The organism is Microbulbifer sp. ABM4_008 (assembly GCF_056311705.1).
Genome location: NZ_CM149970.1, coordinates 4536365 through 4554777, shown reverse-complemented (window position 1 = coordinate 4554777; position 18413 = coordinate 4536365). Strand labels below are relative to the sequence as shown.

Annotated in this window: 12 protein-coding genes; 10 read left to right on the top strand and 2 right to left on the bottom strand. The window is 54.9% G+C overall.

The window, feature by feature from the left end:
* Positions 1-414: 414 nt before the first annotated feature.
* Positions 415-1455, top strand: a complete 1041-nt coding sequence (gene epmB, locus ACYX4J_RS19845) for an EF-P beta-lysylation protein EpmB (RefSeq protein WP_476177385.1) — start codon at positions 415-417, stop codon at positions 1453-1455.
* Between the two features lie 380 nt (positions 1456-1835).
* Positions 1836-3923 carry a GGDEF/EAL domain-containing response regulator gene (locus ACYX4J_RS19840; protein ID WP_444906573.1) on the top strand — a complete coding sequence of 696 codons (2088 nt, stop codon included), beginning with the start codon at positions 1836-1838 and terminating at the stop codon, positions 3921-3923.
* A 69-nt stretch (positions 3924-3992) separates the two neighbouring features.
* Here ACYX4J_RS19840 and ACYX4J_RS19835 read toward each other — a convergent pair whose 3' ends face one another.
* A complete protein-coding gene (locus ACYX4J_RS19835; protein WP_476177384.1) occupies positions 3993-5654 on the bottom strand; it encodes an alkaline phosphatase D family protein in 1662 nt (553 codons plus the stop codon).
* 311 nt (positions 5655-5965) lie between these two features.
* Here ACYX4J_RS19835 and ACYX4J_RS19830 point away from each other — a divergent pair, with 311 nt between their 5' ends.
* Positions 5966-7909 (top strand): M1 family metallopeptidase, encoded by a 1944-nt coding sequence (locus ACYX4J_RS19830; RefSeq protein ID WP_476177383.1) that lies wholly within the window; start codon positions 5966-5968, stop codon positions 7907-7909.
* Between the two features lie 427 nt (positions 7910-8336).
* Here ACYX4J_RS19830 and serB read toward each other — a convergent pair whose 3' ends face one another.
* Positions 8337-9446, bottom strand: a complete 1110-nt coding sequence (gene serB, locus ACYX4J_RS19825) for a phosphoserine phosphatase SerB (RefSeq protein WP_476177382.1) — start codon at positions 9444-9446, stop codon at positions 8337-8339.
* Between the two features lie 309 nt (positions 9447-9755).
* Here serB and ACYX4J_RS19820 point away from each other — a divergent pair, with 309 nt between their 5' ends.
* The 7 genes from ACYX4J_RS19820 to ACYX4J_RS19790 all read left to right on the top strand — a co-directional run bounded on the left by ACYX4J_RS19820 (position 9756) and on the right by ACYX4J_RS19790 (position 18164).
* Positions 9756-10868 (top strand): hypothetical protein, encoded by a 1113-nt coding sequence (locus ACYX4J_RS19820; RefSeq protein ID WP_476177381.1) that lies wholly within the window; start codon positions 9756-9758, stop codon positions 10866-10868.
* Positions 10869-10966: 98 nt separating this feature from the next.
* Positions 10967-11383: a MerR family transcriptional regulator gene (locus tag ACYX4J_RS19815; protein WP_444911985.1), complete on the top strand. Its 417-nt coding sequence runs from the start codon at positions 10967-10969 to the stop codon at positions 11381-11383.
* A 110-nt stretch (positions 11384-11493) separates the two neighbouring features.
* Positions 11494-12663, top strand: a complete 1170-nt coding sequence (locus ACYX4J_RS19810; protein ID WP_444914919.1) for an isovaleryl-CoA dehydrogenase — start codon at positions 11494-11496, stop codon at positions 12661-12663.
* 118 nt (positions 12664-12781) lie between these two features.
* Complete coding sequence (locus ACYX4J_RS19805) at positions 12782-14389, top strand: carboxyl transferase domain-containing protein (protein ID WP_476177380.1); 1608 nt, start codon at positions 12782-12784, stop codon at positions 14387-14389.
* 72 nt (positions 14390-14461) lie between these two features.
* Positions 14462-15259 (top strand): enoyl-CoA hydratase/isomerase family protein, encoded by a 798-nt coding sequence (locus ACYX4J_RS19800; RefSeq protein ID WP_282934596.1) that lies wholly within the window; start codon positions 14462-14464, stop codon positions 15257-15259.
* Between the two features lie 5 nt (positions 15260-15264).
* Entirely contained in the window at positions 15265-17265 is a 2001-nt protein-coding gene (locus ACYX4J_RS19795) for an acetyl/propionyl/methylcrotonyl-CoA carboxylase subunit alpha (protein ID WP_476177379.1), read from the top strand.
* On the top strand, positions 17265-18164 hold the full coding sequence (locus tag ACYX4J_RS19790; RefSeq protein ID WP_476177378.1) for a hydroxymethylglutaryl-CoA lyase: 900 nt from the start codon (positions 17265-17267) through the stop codon (positions 18162-18164). Before ACYX4J_RS19795 ends, ACYX4J_RS19790 begins: the two co-directional genes overlap by 1 nt.
* Positions 18165-18413: the final 249 nt, after the last annotated feature.

Here is an 18413-nt window from a genome sequence, read left to right as displayed (position 1 = left end):
CAGCTCTTGCAAAGGGCTACGGCCATTCGCGGCGAGCTGCGCCTAACATCTGCAGCCTTCAAGACCCGCAGAGGCATTACGGAGTTATTTAGAGGCTCCTTAAGGCTCTGGCTGCTTAAAGATACAGTCCAACTATCCGATATTTTTCCACAGAAGATTGGTGAATATTTTTTGATTATGTATATGGGTTTCTGCAAAAATAAATTCAGTTTATGTAATTACCCTAGGGAATCGATTTGAGGGTTCAACTAACTCACTAGATAGGATCTGAAACAGATGCCATTTCTCTAATGGGTTTGTGCGAATTCCCATGTCTACCTGGTCACGGCACCCTTTGTGGGGCATCACTGTCAGTGGTGGCGGGAGATTGCAGTGGGAGATCTGATACAATCTCTTATTTTGTAGTGTATCTCCATGATGGCGTCATCATCGGCCCCCGGTATAGAGCTTATCGACACACAGGAATCCCGCTGCTGGCGGGATGAGTTGTCTGATCTGGTAACTGATCCGGCAGAGTTGATTCAATTACTACAGCTAGACCCGCGTAAGCTCCCCAAGGCCTTGCAAGCAGCTTCTGGCTTTTCCCTGCGCGTGCCGCGCCCCTTTGTCCGGCGCATGCGTTGCGGCGATCCCGAAGACCCATTGTTGTTACAGGTTTTACCCGGTGCGGATGAGTTGAAGAAAGTGCCGGGATTTAGTGCAGACCCCCTTGAAGAGGCAGAAGCTAACCCTCTGCCTGGAGTCGTTCACAAATACCACGGGCGTCTACTGCTGATCACTGCGGGCCAGTGTGCGGTTAATTGTCGTTACTGTTTCCGACGTGAATTCCCCTACGGCGACAACCACCTAACTCGCAGACAGAGCCTGGCAGCTCTAGACTACATTCGCGCGCGCACTGAGCTGCGCGAAGTGATTTTGAGCGGCGGTGATCCTTTGGTAATGAGTGACCGTCAACTGGCCTGGCTCACCGAAGAGCTGGCCGAGATTCCCCATGTGGATAAGCTGCGAATTCACAGCCGCCTCCCGATAGTTGCTCCCAGCCGGGTAAACCAGAAAATGTTGGATTGGTTTACCGGTTCCCGCTTGAAGCCCGTGCTGGTGTTGCACTGCAACCACGCCAATGAAATTGATAGTGAGGTGCGAGAGTCTCTGCAAAAGTTGCGAAGCGCAGGGGTCACCCTGCTCAACCAAGCGGTGCTATTAAAAGGCGTCAATGATAGTCGCGAGGCGCTGGGTGCGTTGAGCGAATCCCTCTTTGCAGCAGGAGTACTTCCGTACTATTTGCATCAGCTGGACCGAGTAAATGGTGCCGCACATTTTGAAGTCTCTGACGCGAAAGCGCTGGAGCTAATCGAACATCTCCGCCAGCAGTTACCCGGTTATCTGGTACCAAAACTGGTGCGTGAAATCCCCGGCGTCCCATCAAAATCCCCGATAGTTGCTGAACATAGCTAAACCTCAGCTGATAGCTGTATGGGTTATCTTTGTGTATTCGACAGGGATTTTCATAAAGAGAGATAGGTTGGACGAATAAATACCGCCAAATTGATCTAGGCTAACCCCGTAACGCCAGTGCCAGATATAGTTGTCCGGTCGACCTATTCAGCAGCTGCTATTTCGCTTTATAGCGCTGTATCCAGGGGCTTCTTAGGTTGGGAAAGTTTGATTAGCGGCTGTGGTTTCGCAAATGGGAAAGGTGGAAGCTTTTGTAGGGGGTGTTGTGTGATTTAGATCACAGGTACCAGTTTGATCTACCCTTGTATGCCATCCTTGACGCCCCCTAAAATTACCGCCAGCGGTAGCTGTGTGCCGCCATTAAAAAAATAGAGCAAATAATGAGTAGCAACGACACAATACGACTTCTCCTGATTCACGATACCCCGTCGGAAGCCCAGCGCCTTGTGAGTATGCTGCACAACGCAGGCCGTCCCAACCGAGCACAGCATGTGGCCAGCGAGGCTGTGTTTAACCGCCTGCTCCAGGATAAAACCTGGGATTTAGTGATCGCGGCTGAAAGCAGTACTCAGGTGCCCCCCTCAGTGGCGTTGCGCACCATCAGCAAGCTGCAAAAAGATGTTCCGGTAATTATGCTGACCGAGCGCACCGGTGCCCAACCCGTGGTGGAAGGTTTGAAGCTCGGAGCCCGCGATGTTGTAGTGGTGGATGAAGACCAACACCTTCTCTTTGTGATACAGCGGGAGCTAGGGGCGCTCGCCAATCGCCGTCAGGCTCGCCTACACGACCGCCGCTATCACGCGACCCTTAACCGTGCCAAGGAGCTACTCGATAGCTCCAAAGATGCCATCGCTTATATATCTGATGGCTTGATCGTCTACGCCAATGACTCCCTTGCAGAGCGCTTTGGTTACGACTCTGGCGAGGACATCGAATACCAGCCACTGATTGATATGCTGGCTGAAAATGAGCAGGAAGCGGGGCGTGAATTCCTCAAAAGCTGCGCTATCGACAACAATGAGCTGGAGGCGAAAGAGTGGAAATTTACCGCTAAGACCGCCTCTGGCGAATCTCTGCCCACTCGCGCAGAAGTACTCAGTACCACCTACGACGATGAGCGCTGTCTGCAGGTGCGTATTGCCTCGCGCCGGGGTGATACGGAGCAATTGGAAGCGCAGCTCAGCGATATCAAGAATCGCGATCCGCTGACCGGGCTTTTCAACCGTCAGCACTTCCTGCAGGTACTGGATTCCAGCATCAAATCTGCAGCGGACTCCCACAATACTGGCGGTCTGATGCTGATAGAAGTGGATCGCTTTGAAGATGAAGTGTTGAAAGTTGTTGGAGTGGCAGGTGCCGACGCCCTGCAAAAAGGCATGGCGGAATTACTCAAGTCCTGCCAACGCAGTGGCGATACCCTGGCCCGGTACAGTGAAGATGCCTTCTGCCTGCTCAGCCCGAATACAACTCCGGACAGCATCGAGCAACGCGCGCAGGATATATTGAAGAAGATTTCCGATACCATCTTCGATGCAGATGGCAAAACCCTGCAAATTACTGCCTCTATCGGTATTTCCCTGATGAGTGAGGCCTCCAGCGGTGCGCAACAGGTGCTGGACCAAGCGCTATCTGCTCACAAGCAGGCCTTGGGTGAAGAGAAGAAAGGTGGGAATTTTGCGCTCTACGAGCCGGATACTGAAGGTGGTGCCGACGCCGATACCTACCACCGTGCACGGGTGGTACAAGCGCTGGAAGCTGGCAGTCTGAAGTTGCTCTACCAGCCAATCCTCAGTTTGCAGGGAACTGGCGAGCAGCTGTACGAAGTATTGGTGCGTATGCTCGATGATAAGGAAGAGCTGGCGCCGCTGGCCTTCCTGCAGGAACTCGGCGATGCGGGACTGTCGGCGAAAATGGATCGCTGGGTAATTATTACCGCGATCAAGGCCGCCGCAGCCGCCAGGGCTGAGGGTAAGAATATTTCTTTGATGCTGCATATCACCACTGCTTCACTGGTGGACAGCAGCTTACCCGGTTGGCTGGGGGTTGCCTTCAAAGCTGCCAAGGTTGCGCCGGGAACGGTGATCTTCCAGTTGCGTCAGGAGGATATCAACAGCAACCTGCACGCGGCCCGGGACTTTACCACTCAGGTCCAGCAATTGGGTTGTCGCGTTTCGGTCTGTCATTTCGGCACCGGGCTCAATCCGTTCAAGGCTCTTGAGCATGTGAAAGTGGATATCGCCAAGATCGATCCCTCCTTCGTGCGCGAGGTCCAGGATGAAGGCGAGAGCAGTGACTCCCTGGCAGGATTGGTACAGCGCTTGGGTGAGGCGGATACCAAGGTGATAGTGCCCCATATTGAGCAGGCCAGTATGCTGCCGACTTTGTGGCAGACCGGTACTGATTATATTCAGGGGTACTATGTGCAGGCGCCGGCGGAGGATATGAACTTCGATTTCAGTCTCGAATAATTTCTCTCTGTAAGCTTTTAAAAAAACCGCACCGCCTTAACAGGGGTGCGGTTTTTTATTGCCTGCAAATCAGACGTTGTAGCGGCTGCGTAGGGCGGCGATGGTATTGCGCGCCAGGGCGCCGTACTGCGGTGCCGGTGCCGGTACCAACTCATCAGCTGTGCTTTCACTCCAGGCACGCTGGATATGGTTCTGCCCCGTTTCCTGCTTATAAATCCTTGCCAGGCTGGCGTTGTAATTCTGACTGGTGACTGTATCCACGTGATACCAGTGGGCCTTGGCGCGGGAGTGGGAAACATCCATCAATAGGTAACCGCGCTGGGTGATCTCCACCCACTTGAGGTGTGGTATTAACCCGTCCATAGCAATCGCTGCAACATCCGTCAGGTGGGATTTGTCCAGGAAGCTGGAGGTTACTCCGGGGGTGACAAATTCTCCGCCGAGGGCTCCGCGCCCGGTCAGGCGCCCGTATTTCAAAATACTGAAAGGATTGCTGGCCAGGTCCCAGGCCCAGGAGCTGTGGATATCTCCAGTGAGGACGACAAAATTGTCGATATTATTGTCGGCAATGTGGTCGAACAGGCGCTCGCGGGATGCGGTGTAACCATCCCACTGGTCCATATTCACAGACAAATCCCGAGCCAGGGTGAGTTGCGCCATCATTACTTGTTGCCCTAATACCCGCCAGCGTACGCCATCCGACTGGGACTGGGTCAGGCTACTGTGCAGCCATTGTTCCTGCTGGGTACCGAGGATGCTGCGCTCCGGGTCGTCGGCGGTCTGCTGATCGAACCAGTTGGCCTGCTCGGAGCGCGCGGCGATGCGGGTATCCAGCATCATCAGGTCCATCAGATTGCCGAAGCGGAAGCTGCGGTAGATGGCCCTGTCACCAAATAGATCAAAGATGCCGTTATCGCGGATGGGCATCCACTCGAAGTAGGCCTGGTTGGCTACCGAGCGGCGTACAAACCAGTCGCCCTCGCCATCTTGGACATTGTGGTTCTCAGCACCGCCAGCCCATGCGTTGTTAGTGGTTTCATGGTCGTCCCAGACACAGATAAACGGGTGTTGGCGGTGTACTTCCTGTAAATCCGGGTCGGAGCGGTATTGGGCGTAGCGCAGGCGGTAATCCTGGATATCCACCATTTCCTTGGCGGGGATTGGCTCTCGCCCCAGGCCCGTGCCGGTACCGTAGCCACCGGGTCCGTACTCGTAAATGTAATCCCCCAGGTGCAGCACCACATCCAGGTCTGCACGCAGGGCAATTTCCCGGTAAACATTGAAATAACCCATGGGATAGTTGGAGCAGCTGGTCACCGCAAAGCGCAGCTTATCCACATGGCCGATGGGCAGTGTGCGGGTGCGGCCTATGGGCGAGTCGATACCGTTAGAGTAGAAGCGGTAATAGTAACTGGTGCCGGGTTGCAGACCGCTGGCATCCACTTTGATGGTGTAGTCCACATCGGGCCCGGTAATACCGCTGCCGCTATTGACCACCATGGCCATTTCCGGGTCTAGAGCGACCTGCCAGGTGTAGGGCACCATGGACTGGAATTCTGGATCTGCAGACGGAGTGATACGAGTCCAGAGAATTACGCGATCTGCCAGGGGGTCACCGCTGGCTACGCCGTGCTGGAAGGGCTCCTGGCCGGAACCGTAGGCTTTCAGTAGGGGCAGGGCCGCCAGGCTTGCGCCGGAAAATTGTAAAAACCGCCTCCGGGACAGAGACATGGGGTTCTCCTTATAGTGCTTGTTATAAAAGAACCGCAGTCTGAATCTTGAAAGTGAACGATGTATTAATTCACGGTCAGTATTTTTCTTCCCTTGCTGCTATTAGTCATGAAATTCGTCCTAAGGCGAGGAAACTGAGACATTAATCTGGTTTATTGGCAAAACGCGGCATGACCGTCGGTACCCGTGGCTCGAGCGGGTAATCGGTGTGTCCCCTTACGGCGAGTGCAGAGTCCCCTGTCGTTTCTCATCTGCGCTCTGTCAGGTATCCTGTGGCGCAAATTGAAAAGCTGAACTCAGGGAGTAGACCCATGTTGCCCCGTTTACTGTGTACCAGTCTGATCGTTGGCGGCCTTGCCGTTGCCGGTGGCTGTTCCAAGTCGGAGCCTTCCAAGGCCGAATTAGACAGTGCGAGCGCGCCGATGAAGGCGTCCGCTGTGATCGAGAAGAAGCCGGGTGTTGAAAAAGCGCCCCAGTCCGGAGTGGATTACCACTCTTTTGCCAACAGCAATGATTACCAGGTTCAGCACCTGGATCTGGACCTGACTGTCGACTTCTCCCGCAAGGTTCTTGAAGGTGAAGCCAAGTTGGACTTCAAGCGTCTCAACGACAAGAACCTGCCGATGGTACTGGATACCCGCGAACTGGAAGTGGTTTCTGTATCCGCTAATGGCGCGCCAGTAAAATTCTCCATGGGCGAGAAAGACAGTCACCTGGGTACTCCGCTGAACATTGAGCTGCCGGAAGATGCCGATAGCATTACTATCCGCTACCGTACAGCGCCGGGCGCCTCCGGCGTTCAGTGGCTGGAGCCCCAGCAGACTGCGGGTAAAAAGCATCCGTTCCTGTTTACCCAGGCCCAGGCGATTCACGCGCGCAGCTTTATTCCACTGCAGGACTCCCCGAAAGTTCGCATCACTTACAACGCCACTGTACGCACTCCGAAAGAACTGCGCGCAGTCATGAGTGCGAACAATGACCCGCAGGCGGCCAAAGATGGCGTCTACGAGTTTGAAATGCCCCAGCGCATTCCCTCCTACCTGATTGCCCTGGCGGTTGGTGACCTGAAGTTCAAGCCCATGGGCGAGCGCACTGGTGTCTATGCCGAGCCTTCCATGCTGGAATCTGCAGCGGCGGAGTTTGCCGATACCGAATCCATGCTGGAAGTGACTGAAAAGGCTTATGGCCCCTACCACTGGGATCGTTATGACCTGCTAATTCTGCCTCCCAGCTTCCCCTTCGGTGGTATGGAAAACCCGCGCCTTAGCTTTATCACTCCGACGGTGATCGCCGGCGATAAGAGCCTGGTAGCCCTGATTGCCCACGAACTGGCCCACTCCTGGTCCGGCAACCTGGTGACCAATGCCAGCTGGCGCGACCTTTGGCTGAATGAAGGTTTCACTACCTACCTGACTAACCGCATTATGCAGTTCGTCTACGGTGATGAGCGCTACCAGATGGAAATGGCCCTGGGCTATGACGACCTGCAAGCGGATCTGGCTGATAAAGAGCCCCGCGATGAGATTATGGCGATCGACCTACGCGGACGTGACCCCGATGAAGTCTTCTCCAATATTCCCTACGAGAAAGGCTCCCTATTCCTGTATGAGCTGGAGCAGAAAGTAGGTCGCGAAGCGTTTGACCGCTTCCTGATGGAGTACTTCAACCACTTCTCCTTCCAGAGCATCACCACCGAGGACTTCGTTAAGTATCTAGACAAAACCCTGTTGGTTGAGCACGCCGATAAGCTGGACCGCGATCGCATCCTTCAGTGGATCTTCGATCCGGGTATTCCCGAAGGTGCGCCGCATCCGAAGTCCGATGCCTTCACTAAATTGGATCCAGTACGTCAACAGTGGCTGGACGGCAAATTGGTGGCGAAGGATATCGATACCAAAGGCTGGACTTTCCACCAGTGGAAGTACTTCCTCGATGGTATGCCGGAGAAACTGACGGAAGCGCAGTTGAAGGAATTGGACGGCGCCTTTGGCCTGACCGAATCCCGCAATAACGAAGTGGCTTTCAGCTGGCTGATGATCGCAGTGCGCAACGACTATGAGCCGGCCTTCGAGCGCCTTGAGAATTTCCTCACCAGTATCGGCCGCAACAAGTTCCTGCGCCCGCTATATCGCAATATGGTTGAGACTGGTAAAAAAGACGTGGCTGCACGCATTTTTGAGCGCGCCAAGGTGGGTTATCACCCGCTGACGGTAAAAGTAAATAGCCTGGTTATTTACGGTAAAAAAGAGAGTTAATCGCTCTCTTTTCCCAGTTGTCGCAATTCCCATAGATTAATATGAGAGTTGCGGCAACTCTCCCCTTTCTTTTTCCCTTCCACTTTGGCTAATGCTAAAGTTTGCTCCACAAAATATTTTTTATGGGCATTCTTTCAGTTTGTTTTTATAGCTAAGTGAACTGGTACGATAGCGTGATTAATACGCCAGATTTCTGGCATAAAAATCATTAAACGGCTGTTCAAATGGATTGCCTTTGCGTACTCTGCTGCCCAGAGATTTTACTCAGGAAGGGAGGCACCTATGTATAAACGGGCTTTACTAATAGTCGTCCTGGGGCTTTTTCTTGCCAGTTGTGGGCAGAAACCCGGGCCCAGTGCTTGCACGGATCACAACAAGCGGCCGAGTTTCCCTTTTCCTCACGCGATGCTTTAAGAGCTAAGCCGGGTTATCCCCCGAGCTTGGCAATTTGTTGGTCATTGAGACCAAATAAGTAGAGGGCGGCGTCCAGGCCAAACAGATTGATGGCCTGGGGGGCCTGTAGCCTAACCTTGGGCTTGGGGTGAATGGCGATACCCATTTCCCCTAAATTCAACATGGGAATATCGTTGGCGCCGTCACCCATAGCGACCACACTTTCCAGCGCCAAATCTAAGCTTCCGGCAATTTCCTGCAGTAACTTGCGTTTGCGATCGCCATCAATAATGGGTTCCACTACTTCGCCGGTGAGGGCCCCTTCGGCAAATGTCAGTTGATTGGCATGGATATAATCCAGGGGCAGGCGCTCTCGCTGCAGGAATTTCGCGAAGTAGGTAAAGCCGCCAGAAAGCAGTGCCGTTTTGCAGCCCAGTGCGCGCAAGGCTGCCAGCAATTCATAGGCCCCTTCTTTTAACGGCAATTCCTGGGCAATTTCTGCCAAACGCTGCTCGGAAAAACCTTTTAGCAGGGCCATTCGCCGTTTAAAACTCTCGCAGAAATCTATGTCCCCGGCCATGGCAGATTGGGTGATGGCGGCAACCTGATCACCGATACCAGTAATTTTTGCCAGCTCGTCAATGACTTCAGCATCAATCAGGGTTGAATCCATATCAAAGCCCGCCAGCTTTGGCACTCTCTGGGTAACAGAAGCCTGGATTGTTAGGTCTACTCCCAACTCATCGGCCACTCCAAGGCAGGCTAGGCGCGCGCTGTCAAAATCTAGATCGCCATCAATTTGGAAGCGGATAACGGTGCGATCGCGTCTTTGTGCCAAAGTATCAGCGGCGAATAGGCTCCACTGTTGTTCATCAAAAAATCGCAGAAGGTATTGGAGTTGGGCCAGGGAGACAGAGGGGCTTAGCAGGGTGACACACCAAATGGCTTCAAGTGCACTCGGTTCTTCGGGGGACGAGGTAAAGTCCGTAGCCTCACCGGGAAAAGGGGCTGCACCGGAATACTCCAGGCCGAGCTTGGCGACTTGATCTCGGAAGCTCAGGTAGCGCAGGGTGCCACTTCCTGAAGCCTGGGAAATCTGTTTCAGGGAGAGGTGGAATTCCTGTGAATTTATTTGATCACCCATAAGCTCTGTCCCGATTGAATTAAATGTCCGGCGCATTATAGCTCTTATGAGATTCTTCGCTAAAATTGCCGGGCTTTAATTTCATTGATTGCCGGTCAGCAGGGTTTTAATGGGCTCAGTTCGAATGGTGAGTAAAATTCCTTTTCGAATTGTGCGAGTTGAATTGAACTATTTCGTCGTCTGCTTTACCAATCGCTCAGGAATTAATTGGGTATGCACAATTTTGGTGCCTACCGTTAAAATGCTCGCTGCTCCAAAACAGCTGGGGCAATAGTAAAAAAACAATACGCAAGATGTCTGCCGCCGTTTATGTCAGTTTCCATTGTATCTATTCTTCGCAAAATACCGGCTCAATTAGCACAGTTGTCCAAACGCGCCCGCCAGCGTTTATTGGCACTGGTTATCTGGCTAACACTGGCAATATTCTGTGCGGCGGCACTGGGGCATTTTTATGGTCAGCAGCGCACCGGCCAGATAGAGCGGGACAGAGTTACCGCGAAGGCGGCTGCGACTATTCTCGCGGGGCAGAGCCTGGAGAGTATTGTGGCCGGGGATCGTATCAGCTTACAGCTGATCGCTCGCCAGCTGCTGGAGCTTCCAGTGGTTTCCGGCATTTTAATTGAGGATGTGGAATCGAATTCCCTGGCCGAAGTGGGTGACCTGAAAGAGGGGGAGACGATCACCGAGCCAGTGGTCCTGCACGATAGTATTGCCGGCAATATTACCGTAGCGTTTGAGCCTGGTAATTCCGTTGCCTTCCCTTGGGCCAGCTTGTTGCTGACCCTCGTTTTTGCCCTGCCATTTAGTGCAGCTGCGGCCCTGCTTACCGGTAGCTTGTCCCGGGAGCGCAAATTGCCCGCACAAGTTACTGAGTCTGCTCAAGCTGTAGCTGAAGTTACCGAGCCCAGCGTTGGGCTTTATCTTCGCCCCCTTAACTGGGCGCAGTTGGGCAACCAGTTAAGTCGCAGCGCCCTGGAGGGTTTGCAGCGGGAGCTAGATGGACGTATGCGTTTGCTGCAGCGCATATACGGTGCCACCCCCCTGGGTTGCGCCGGGCCACAGATCGGCCTGGATTTCTCTGGAACTGATGCGGCCTTCCGCGCAGTCTGCTGTGGTTTATTGCTGCGGGAGATGCAGAGCGTTAGCCGTGCGACCGGTTTGAAGCTGGCTCTGGCGGTAGTCCCATCCCAGCCACAGAGTCCGGATTTCTGTGCCGATCAGCTACTCAACCAGTCCCGCGGCTTGTTTTTGCACCCAGAGCTTCTTGAAGACAGTTCCCTGGTGGGGCGAATTGAGCACCACGGTGCCGGTTGGGCATTGGAGGTGACTGGCCTAACCCCTTCCTATCAAAAACTTCTCAACAATCAGCTACAACAGCTGCTCGGCGCTGAGGCTACTCCCCACAGGACCCCCGTGGGCTAAGTGACTAGAAGTGCCTTAGGGTTCTTTTTTGGCGCGTGCTTTACGTTTACGTTAACGTAAACTCTTGCTAGGCTTGATGGCATCTTGAGGAAGTCGTTATGAAAGCAGAAGCAAGCCAAATGGAGCCCCATAGTTACAGCATTTCCGAGCTGGCGCGGGAGTTCGATATCACTACTCGCGCCATCCGCTTCTATGAGGACAAGGGCCTGCTCAATCCGGAGCGTCGCGGCCAGACCCGCGTCTATAGTCCCGAAGAGCGTGTGCGCCTAAAGCTGATCCTGCGCGGAAAGCGGCTGGGATTCTCCCTGGATGAGAGCCGCGAAATTATCGATATGTACGACCCGGCCCACGGCAATGTAGAGCAGTTGCACCGTCTATTGGAGCGCATCGCGCAAAAGCGACTGCAGTTACAACAGCAACTGCGGGATATCGAAAGCCTGATGGAAGAGTTGGATGAAGCTGAATCCAGGGCCCGTGAGTCCCTGGCGCAAAGCGATGACAGCAGCGTTTCCTAAACAGATTTCGGCACTGTGCCAAGAGTGGCGCAGTTGCCTCATGTGGTATTGAACAGCCGCCAAGGCGGTTATTTGAATTAAAGACATTTTTAAATATCAGTGGAGCCGTTATGAACACCTCCTACCCAACCCTGAATTTCGGTCTCGGTGAAGACATCGATATGCTCCGTGACATGGTTTACAAGTTCTGCCAGGCGGAGCTGGCCCCGCGCGCGGCGCAGATTGATGAAGAGAACCTGTTTCCTGCGGATATGTGGAAAAAGTTTGGCGAGCTGGGTCTGCTGGGCATGACCGTGGAAGAGGAGTTCGGCGGTTCCAATATGGGTTACCTGGCACACGCTGTGGCCATGGAAGAGATTTCCCGCGCCTCTGCTTCTGTGGGCTTGTCCTACGGTGCCCACTCCAACCTGTGCGTAAACCAGATCCGTAAAAATGGTACCCGCGAGCAGAAGTTCAAATACCTGCCCAAGCTGTGTTCCGGTGAACATGTAGGCGCCTTGGCCATGAGTGAACCCAACTCCGGTTCCGACGTGGTAAGTCTGCAACTGCGCGCCGAGAAGCGCGGTGATCGCTTTATTTTGAACGGCAATAAAATGTGGATCACCAACGGTCCCGATGCCGATACCTATGTGATCTACGCTCGCACTGAGCCGGGCATCAGCTCCGGTGGTATCACTGCATTTATCGTTGAGCGCGGTTTCGCCGGCTTCTCCCAGGCGCAAAAGCTCGACAAGCTGGGCATGCGCGGTTCCAACACCTGTGAGCTGGTGTTCGAAGACTGTGAAGTGCCGGAAGAAAATATCCTCGGTGAACTGAACGGCGGTGTACGCGTATTGATGAGCGGTCTCGACTACGAGCGCACGATTCTCTCTGGAGGCCCTGTCGGAATTATGCAGGCCTGCCTGGATGTGGTGGTTCCCTATATTCACGAGCGCAAGCAGTTTGGCAAGGCCATCGGTGAGTTCCAGCTGATGCAGGGCAAGATCGCCGATATGTACGCTGACCTGAATGCCAGCCGCTCTTACCTGTACGCTGTGGCCCGGGCTTGTGATCGCGGTGAGGACTCGCGCAAGGACGCCGCCGCTGTAATCCTGTTTACTGCGGAGCGCGCAACACAGATGGCCCTGCAGGCTATCCAGACACTGGGCGGCAATGGCTACATCAACGAGTACGCCACTGGTCGTCTGCTGCGCGATGCCAAGCTCTACGAAATCGGCGCGGGCACTTCTGAAGTGCGCCGTATGCTGATTGGTCGCGAGCTGTTTAAAGAGACCCGCTAAGGCTGGGCATTTCTTCTCGCCGCCGGCGCCTGCCGGCGGCAGCTGTCTCCAGCCGGGCACTGCGGCAATAAGCTGCGCCCTGTGGAGGTCTTTTCTCCGGGAAAGTGAATCGGACTTTATGAATCAGTTGCAGAGCAAAATAAACACGCGCGATACCGCCTTTGGCGAAAACCGCGAGCAGATGCAGGCGCTGGTGGCAGACCTGCGCGAGAAAGTGGAAGCCATCGCCCAGGGCGGCGGCGAGCGCGCAAGGGAAAAACACCTGGCGCGAGGAAAATTATTGCCACGGGACCGTATCGATGCGCTGCTCGATCCGGGTAGCCCTTTTATGGAATTTTCCCAGCTGGCCGCTCACGAGGTTTACGGTGAGGATGTTCCGGCCGCGGGTATTATTACCGGCATCGGCACCGTTTCCGGTCAGCCCTGTGTGATAGTGGCTAACGATGCCACTGTAAAAGGTGGAACCTATTATCCCCTCACAGTAAAAAAACACCTGCGCGCGCAGACCATCGCCGAGCAGAACAATCTGCCGTGCATTTACCTGGTGGATTCCGGTGGTGCCAATTTGCCGCGCCAAGATGACGTTTTCCCAGACCGTGAGCACTTCGGTCGCATCTTCTTTAACCAAGCCAATCTCTCTGCACAGAATATTCCGCAGATCGCGGTGGTTATGGGTAGCTGCACCGCCGGTGGAGCCTATGTGCCGGCCATGGCAGACGAATCCATTATGGTGAAAGAGCAGGCCACCATCTTCCTGGCGGGCCCGCCCCTGGTGAAAGCAGCCACCGGTGAAGAAGTTTCCGCCGAGGAACTCGGCGGTGCCGAGGTGCACTGTCGCACTTCCGGGGTTTCCGATCACTACGCCAATAACGACGTACATGCGTTGCAGTTAGCGCGCCGCTCTGTAGCTCGCCTGAACCGTATCAAAAATCCAGGCCTGGATATCCAAAAGCCTGTGGAGCCGATTTATCCACCGGAAGACATTTACGGCGTGGTGCCCAAAGATTCGCGCCAGCCGTTTGACGTGCGCGAGATTATCGCGCGGGTTGTGGACGGATCTGAGTTCGATGAATTTAAAGCGTTGTACGGCACCACCCTGGTAACCGGTTTTGCCCGTATTCAGGGCTACCCGGTGGGAATTGTTGCCAATAACGGCATCCTGTTTGCGGAGAGTGCGCAGAAGGGCGCGCACTTTATTGAGTTGTGCGCGCAGCGCAAGATTCCATTGGTTTTCCTGCAAAATATCACTGGTTTCATGGTGGGCAAACAGTACGAGGCGGGCGGCATCGCCAAACACGGCGCCAAGATGGTGACCGCTGTCGCTACCGCCAAGGTGCCCAAAATTACCATCCTTATCGGCGGCTCTTTCGGCGCCGGTAACTACGGTATGTGTGGCCGCGCCTACGATCCCAACTTCCTGTTTATGTGGCCCAATGCGCGCATCTCGGTTATGGGAGGGGAACAGGCTGCTGGCGTATTGGCCCAGGTGAAGCGCGACCAGATGGCCACCCGGGGTGAATCCTGGAGCGAAGAGGAAGAGCGCCAGTTTAAGCAGCCGATTGTGGATAACTACGAACACCAGGGGCACCCTTACTACGCCTCCGCGCGCTTGTGGGATGACGGCGTTATCGATCCGGCGGATACCCGCTGCGTGCTCGGTCTGTGCCTGGCGGCGGCCAGCCACAAGGAACCGGAAGAGACCAAGTTCGGCGTGTTCCGCATGTAAGGAACCGTGGTTGCGGCGCCAGCGAAATATTCCGGTGCCGCTTTTGATAGACGCCCCAATCGAGGAATTACAATGAGCGATAAATTGCTGTGCGAAGTGGATAGCGAGGGCGTGGCCACGGTCACCCTGAACCGGCCGGAAATCCACAACGCTTTTGATGATGAACTGATCCACGAGCTGGCCACCACCTTTGACACCCTGGCGCAAAACCCCGCTGTACGTGTGTTGGTACTGGCCTCCAATGGCAAGAGCTTTTCTGCCGGAGCCGACCTCAACTGGATGAAGCGCATGGCGACTTATTCAGAAGAGGAAAACCGCCGCGACGCAGCTGCGCTCGCCGCCATGCTGTACAAGCTCGACACTTTTCCTGCGCCCACTATTGCGCGAGTACAGGGCGCCGCTTTTGGCGGGGCCGTGGGCCTGGTGAGCTGCTGCGATATGGCCGTGGCCTCTGAGCGTGCCAGCTTCTGTTTGTCCGAAGTCAAAATCGGGTTGCTGCCCGCCACCATCAGTCCCTATGTCATCAATGCTATCGGCACTCGCCATGCGCGTCGTTACTTTGTCACAGCGGAACGTTTCCCCGCTGAACGCGCGGAACAGATCGGTTTGGTATCCGAAGTCTGTGCCGAGGCTGATCTGGACCTGCATGTGCAGAAATTAGTGAATGCCATTGCCGACAATGGCCCCAAGGCAGTCGCCATGGCCAAGCAACTGGCTATGTCCATGTCCAACCGGGTTATCAACGATGAATTGCAGGGCCAGACCAGCGCGCTGATCGCTGCCGTGCGTGTGTCGCCGGAAGGACAGGAAGGGTTGAGTGCGTTTTTGGAAAAGCGTGCACCCAGTTGGATGAATGGTAGCGAAGGGTAATTTTTATGATTCGCAAACTGTTAATAGCTAATCGCGGCGAAATTGCCTGTCGCATTATCAAGACCGCGCGCCGCCTGGGGGTGGCCACTGTCGCCGTTTATTCCGATGCGGATGCCGACGCCCTGCATGTGCAGATGGCGGACGAAGCGGTGCACCTGGGTCCGGCCCCGGCCAGGGATTCGTATCTGGATATCGACAAAGTATTGGGTGCTGCCAAGCAGACTGGTGCTGATGCCATCCATCCGGGTTATGGCTTCCTGTCGGAAAACGCAGAGTTTTGCCGCGCCTGCGATAGCGCCGGCATTATTTTTGTCGGCCCACCCACCGGCGCGATTGAGGCGATGGGCTCCAAGTCCGCAGCCAAGCGTATTATGGAAGAGGCCAATGTGCCCCTGGTGCCCGGTTACCACGGCACCAATCAAAATGAAGAGCTGTTGGAAGGCCATGCCAATCGCATCGGTTACCCGGTATTGCTGAAAGCTGCTGCCGGCGGCGGTGGTAAGGGCATGCGCCGTGTCGACAGTGCCGATGAATTCCACGAAGCTCTGGCCGCTGCCAAGCGTGAGGCCATGAATGCCTTTGGCGACGACATTATGTTGCTAGAGCGCTATGTGGTGAGTCCCCGCCATGTGGAAATCCAGGTGTTCTGTGATCAGCAGGGCAATGGCGTCTACCTGTTTGAACGGGATTGCTCGGTGCAGCGCCGCCACCAAAAAGTAGTGGAAGAAGCTCCCGCACCGGGCATGACTCCGGAGCTGCGCGCCCGCATGGGTGAAGCGGCCCTGCGCGCGGCCCACGCGATTGGTTACGTGGGGGCCGGCACGGTGGAATTCCTGCTAGATGCCAGCGGCGCCTTCTACTTTATGGAAATGAATACCCGCCTGCAGGTGGAGCACCCGGTGACGGAAATGATCACTGACCAGGACCTGGTGGCCTGGCAGCTGTCAGTTGCCGCCGGCGATACCCTGCCCATGAGCCAGGATGAGCTGCAGATCAACGGCCACGCCATGGAAGTGCGGATCTACGCCGAAGACCCGGACAATGATTTCCTGCCGGCAACGGGCGTGTTGGTGCGCCACCAGCCCCCGGCGGAAGGCGAGGGTGTGCGAGTGGATACCGGTGTGCAGACCGACGATGAAATCAGCGTGCATTACGACCCGATGATCGCCAAATTAATCTGCCACGGCCGCACCCGCAAAGAAGCCCTGGCCAAATTGGATCGCGCACTGCGTGATTATCAAATTGCCGGTGTGCGCCACAATATCGAATTCCTGCGCCGAGTGATCAATCACCAGGCATTTGCCAGCGGTTGTATTTCGACGCACTTTATCGAGGACTACGAGGCGGAAGTACTGCACCAGGAGCAGACACTGACGCGGCTGAAATGTGCTGCTATTGCCGGTTATTTGCAGCAGCGTGAAGAGCGCGATCTGCGCAATAGCGCACCTCCGCGGGATCCTTTTTCCCCTTGGCACAATGGCGATAACTGGCGCAATGCTCTGGCTGGCAGTCGCACCCAGACGGTGGACTACCGTGGCCAGCACGCTCAAATTCGCTTTGTTGCGGAGGGCGATAGCCTGCGCTGGACTTGCGATGCCTTGCCTGAGGAACAAAACAGCGGTGAGATTCGCCTGCTCCCGGGACGTGACTTGATGTTGGTGGATGGCCGCCGCATGAGTTTCTCCGCCGTGGATACCCGCGATGGCGGTGCTGTATTTATCGATGGCACTCAGGTGGAATTCAAGCTGTTGCCACCGGATATCGGTGAGAGCAATGACCAGGCCCACGGCCTCGATGCCCCCATGAACGGCACCATAATTTCGCTGCTGGTTGAGCCCGGCTCTACGGTGGAAAAAGACCAGCCGCTACTGGTAATGGAAGCCATGAAAATGGAACACACCCTGCGGGCTCCAGCCGCCGGCACCGTACAGCAGTTCTTCTGTGCCGAAGGTGAATTAGTGGATGGCGGTAGTCTGCTGGTGGATTTTGCCGGGGAGGAGCAATAATGACTTTGCCCAAACAGGTCAAAATCGTTGAAGTGGGCCCCCGCGATGGGCTGCAAAATGAAAAGCAGCCTATCTCTGTGGAGACCCGAATCGCTCTGGTGGACAAGCTCAGCGCCAGTGGGCTGTCGGTTATTGAAGCCGGCAGTTTTGTCAGCCCCAAGTGGGTACCGCAAATGGCCGCCAGCGAGGAAGTGCTGGCGGGTATCCAGCGCAAAGACGGAGTTATCTACAGCGCGCTCACGCCAAACTTAAAAGGCTATGAGCGTGCAGTGGAAGCCAAAGCGGATGAGGTCGCCGTATTCGGCGCGGCCTCAGAAGCCTTCACCCAGAAAAATATTAATTGCAGTATTGCTGAGAGTCTTGAGCGCTTCCGTCCACTGGTGGAAAAAGCGAAGCAAGACGGTATACCCGTGCGCGGATACGTATCCTGCGTACTTGGTTGCCCCTATGAAGGCGATATTGATCCGGCCAAAGTGGCAGAAGTTAGTGCCGCTCTATTGGAAATGGGTTGCTACGAAATTTCCCTCGGCGACACCATCGGTGTCGGCACCCCGGAATCCGCCAAGCATATGCTGGAGCAGGTAATGACCCGCGTGCCTGTGGAAAAACTTGCGGTGCATTTCCACGATACCTACGGCCAGGCACTGGCCAATATCTACGCGGCCTTACAAATTGGTGTCGCAGTAGTAGATTCCGCCGTAGCCGGCCTGGGCGGCTGCCCCTATGCCCGTGGCGCTTCCGGTAATGTTGCCAGTGAGGATGTACTTTATATGCTCAATGGCATGGGTATTGAAACCGGCGTGGATTTACAGTTGCTGGCAGAGGCTGGGAACTTTATTTCTGAACAGCTGGGGCGGGAGACGAATTCTCGGGTGGCTAAGGCTTTGGTGCCCTGCTGAGTGAGTAGTGGGGTCTCTCCAGAGAGTGTTTTTTCTGGAGAGAACCTTTTAGATAATTTTAGAATCATTTTTGTCAGAGCTAAAATAAACAGGGTTGCCTGTTCTAAGATATTTTGCCTCACCCCTTCTCAGTTAATTCTTAAATTTCAATCCTTAAGCGTCTGCTCAGCTTCCCGCTTAGAGAAATAATATCCCCTCTTGGTTGTTGATTTTTATTGACAGAAATTAACGACATGTAGAGTGATAGAT

Coding starts and splice junctions, on each gene's coding strand:
- epmB (WP_476177385.1), top strand. CDS start 415: ATGATGGCGTCATCATCGGCCCCCGGTATAGAGCTTATCGACACACAG.
- ACYX4J_RS19800 (WP_282934596.1), top strand. CDS start 14,462: ATGAGCGATAAATTGCTGTGCGAAGTGGATAGCGAGGGCGTGGCCACG.
- ACYX4J_RS19815 (WP_444911985.1), top strand. CDS start 10,967: ATGAAAGCAGAAGCAAGCCAAATGGAGCCCCATAGTTACAGCATTTCC.
- ACYX4J_RS19820 (WP_476177381.1), top strand. CDS start 9,756: ATGTCAGTTTCCATTGTATCTATTCTTCGCAAAATACCGGCTCAATTA.
- ACYX4J_RS19840 (WP_444906573.1), top strand. CDS start 1,836: ATGAGTAGCAACGACACAATACGACTTCTCCTGATTCACGATACCCCG.
- ACYX4J_RS19810 (WP_444914919.1), top strand. CDS start 11,494: ATGAACACCTCCTACCCAACCCTGAATTTCGGTCTCGGTGAAGACATC.
- serB (WP_476177382.1), bottom strand. CDS start 9,446: ATGGGTGATCAAATAAATTCACAGGAATTCCACCTCTCCCTGAAACAG.
- ACYX4J_RS19790 (WP_476177378.1), top strand. CDS start 17,265: ATGACTTTGCCCAAACAGGTCAAAATCGTTGAAGTGGGCCCCCGCGAT.
- ACYX4J_RS19795 (WP_476177379.1), top strand. CDS start 15,265: ATGATTCGCAAACTGTTAATAGCTAATCGCGGCGAAATTGCCTGTCGC.
- ACYX4J_RS19830 (WP_476177383.1), top strand. CDS start 5,966: ATGTTGCCCCGTTTACTGTGTACCAGTCTGATCGTTGGCGGCCTTGCC.
- ACYX4J_RS19805 (WP_476177380.1), top strand. CDS start 12,782: ATGAATCAGTTGCAGAGCAAAATAAACACGCGCGATACCGCCTTTGGC.
- ACYX4J_RS19835 (WP_476177384.1), bottom strand. CDS start 5,654: ATGTCTCTGTCCCGGAGGCGGTTTTTACAATTTTCCGGCGCAAGCCTG.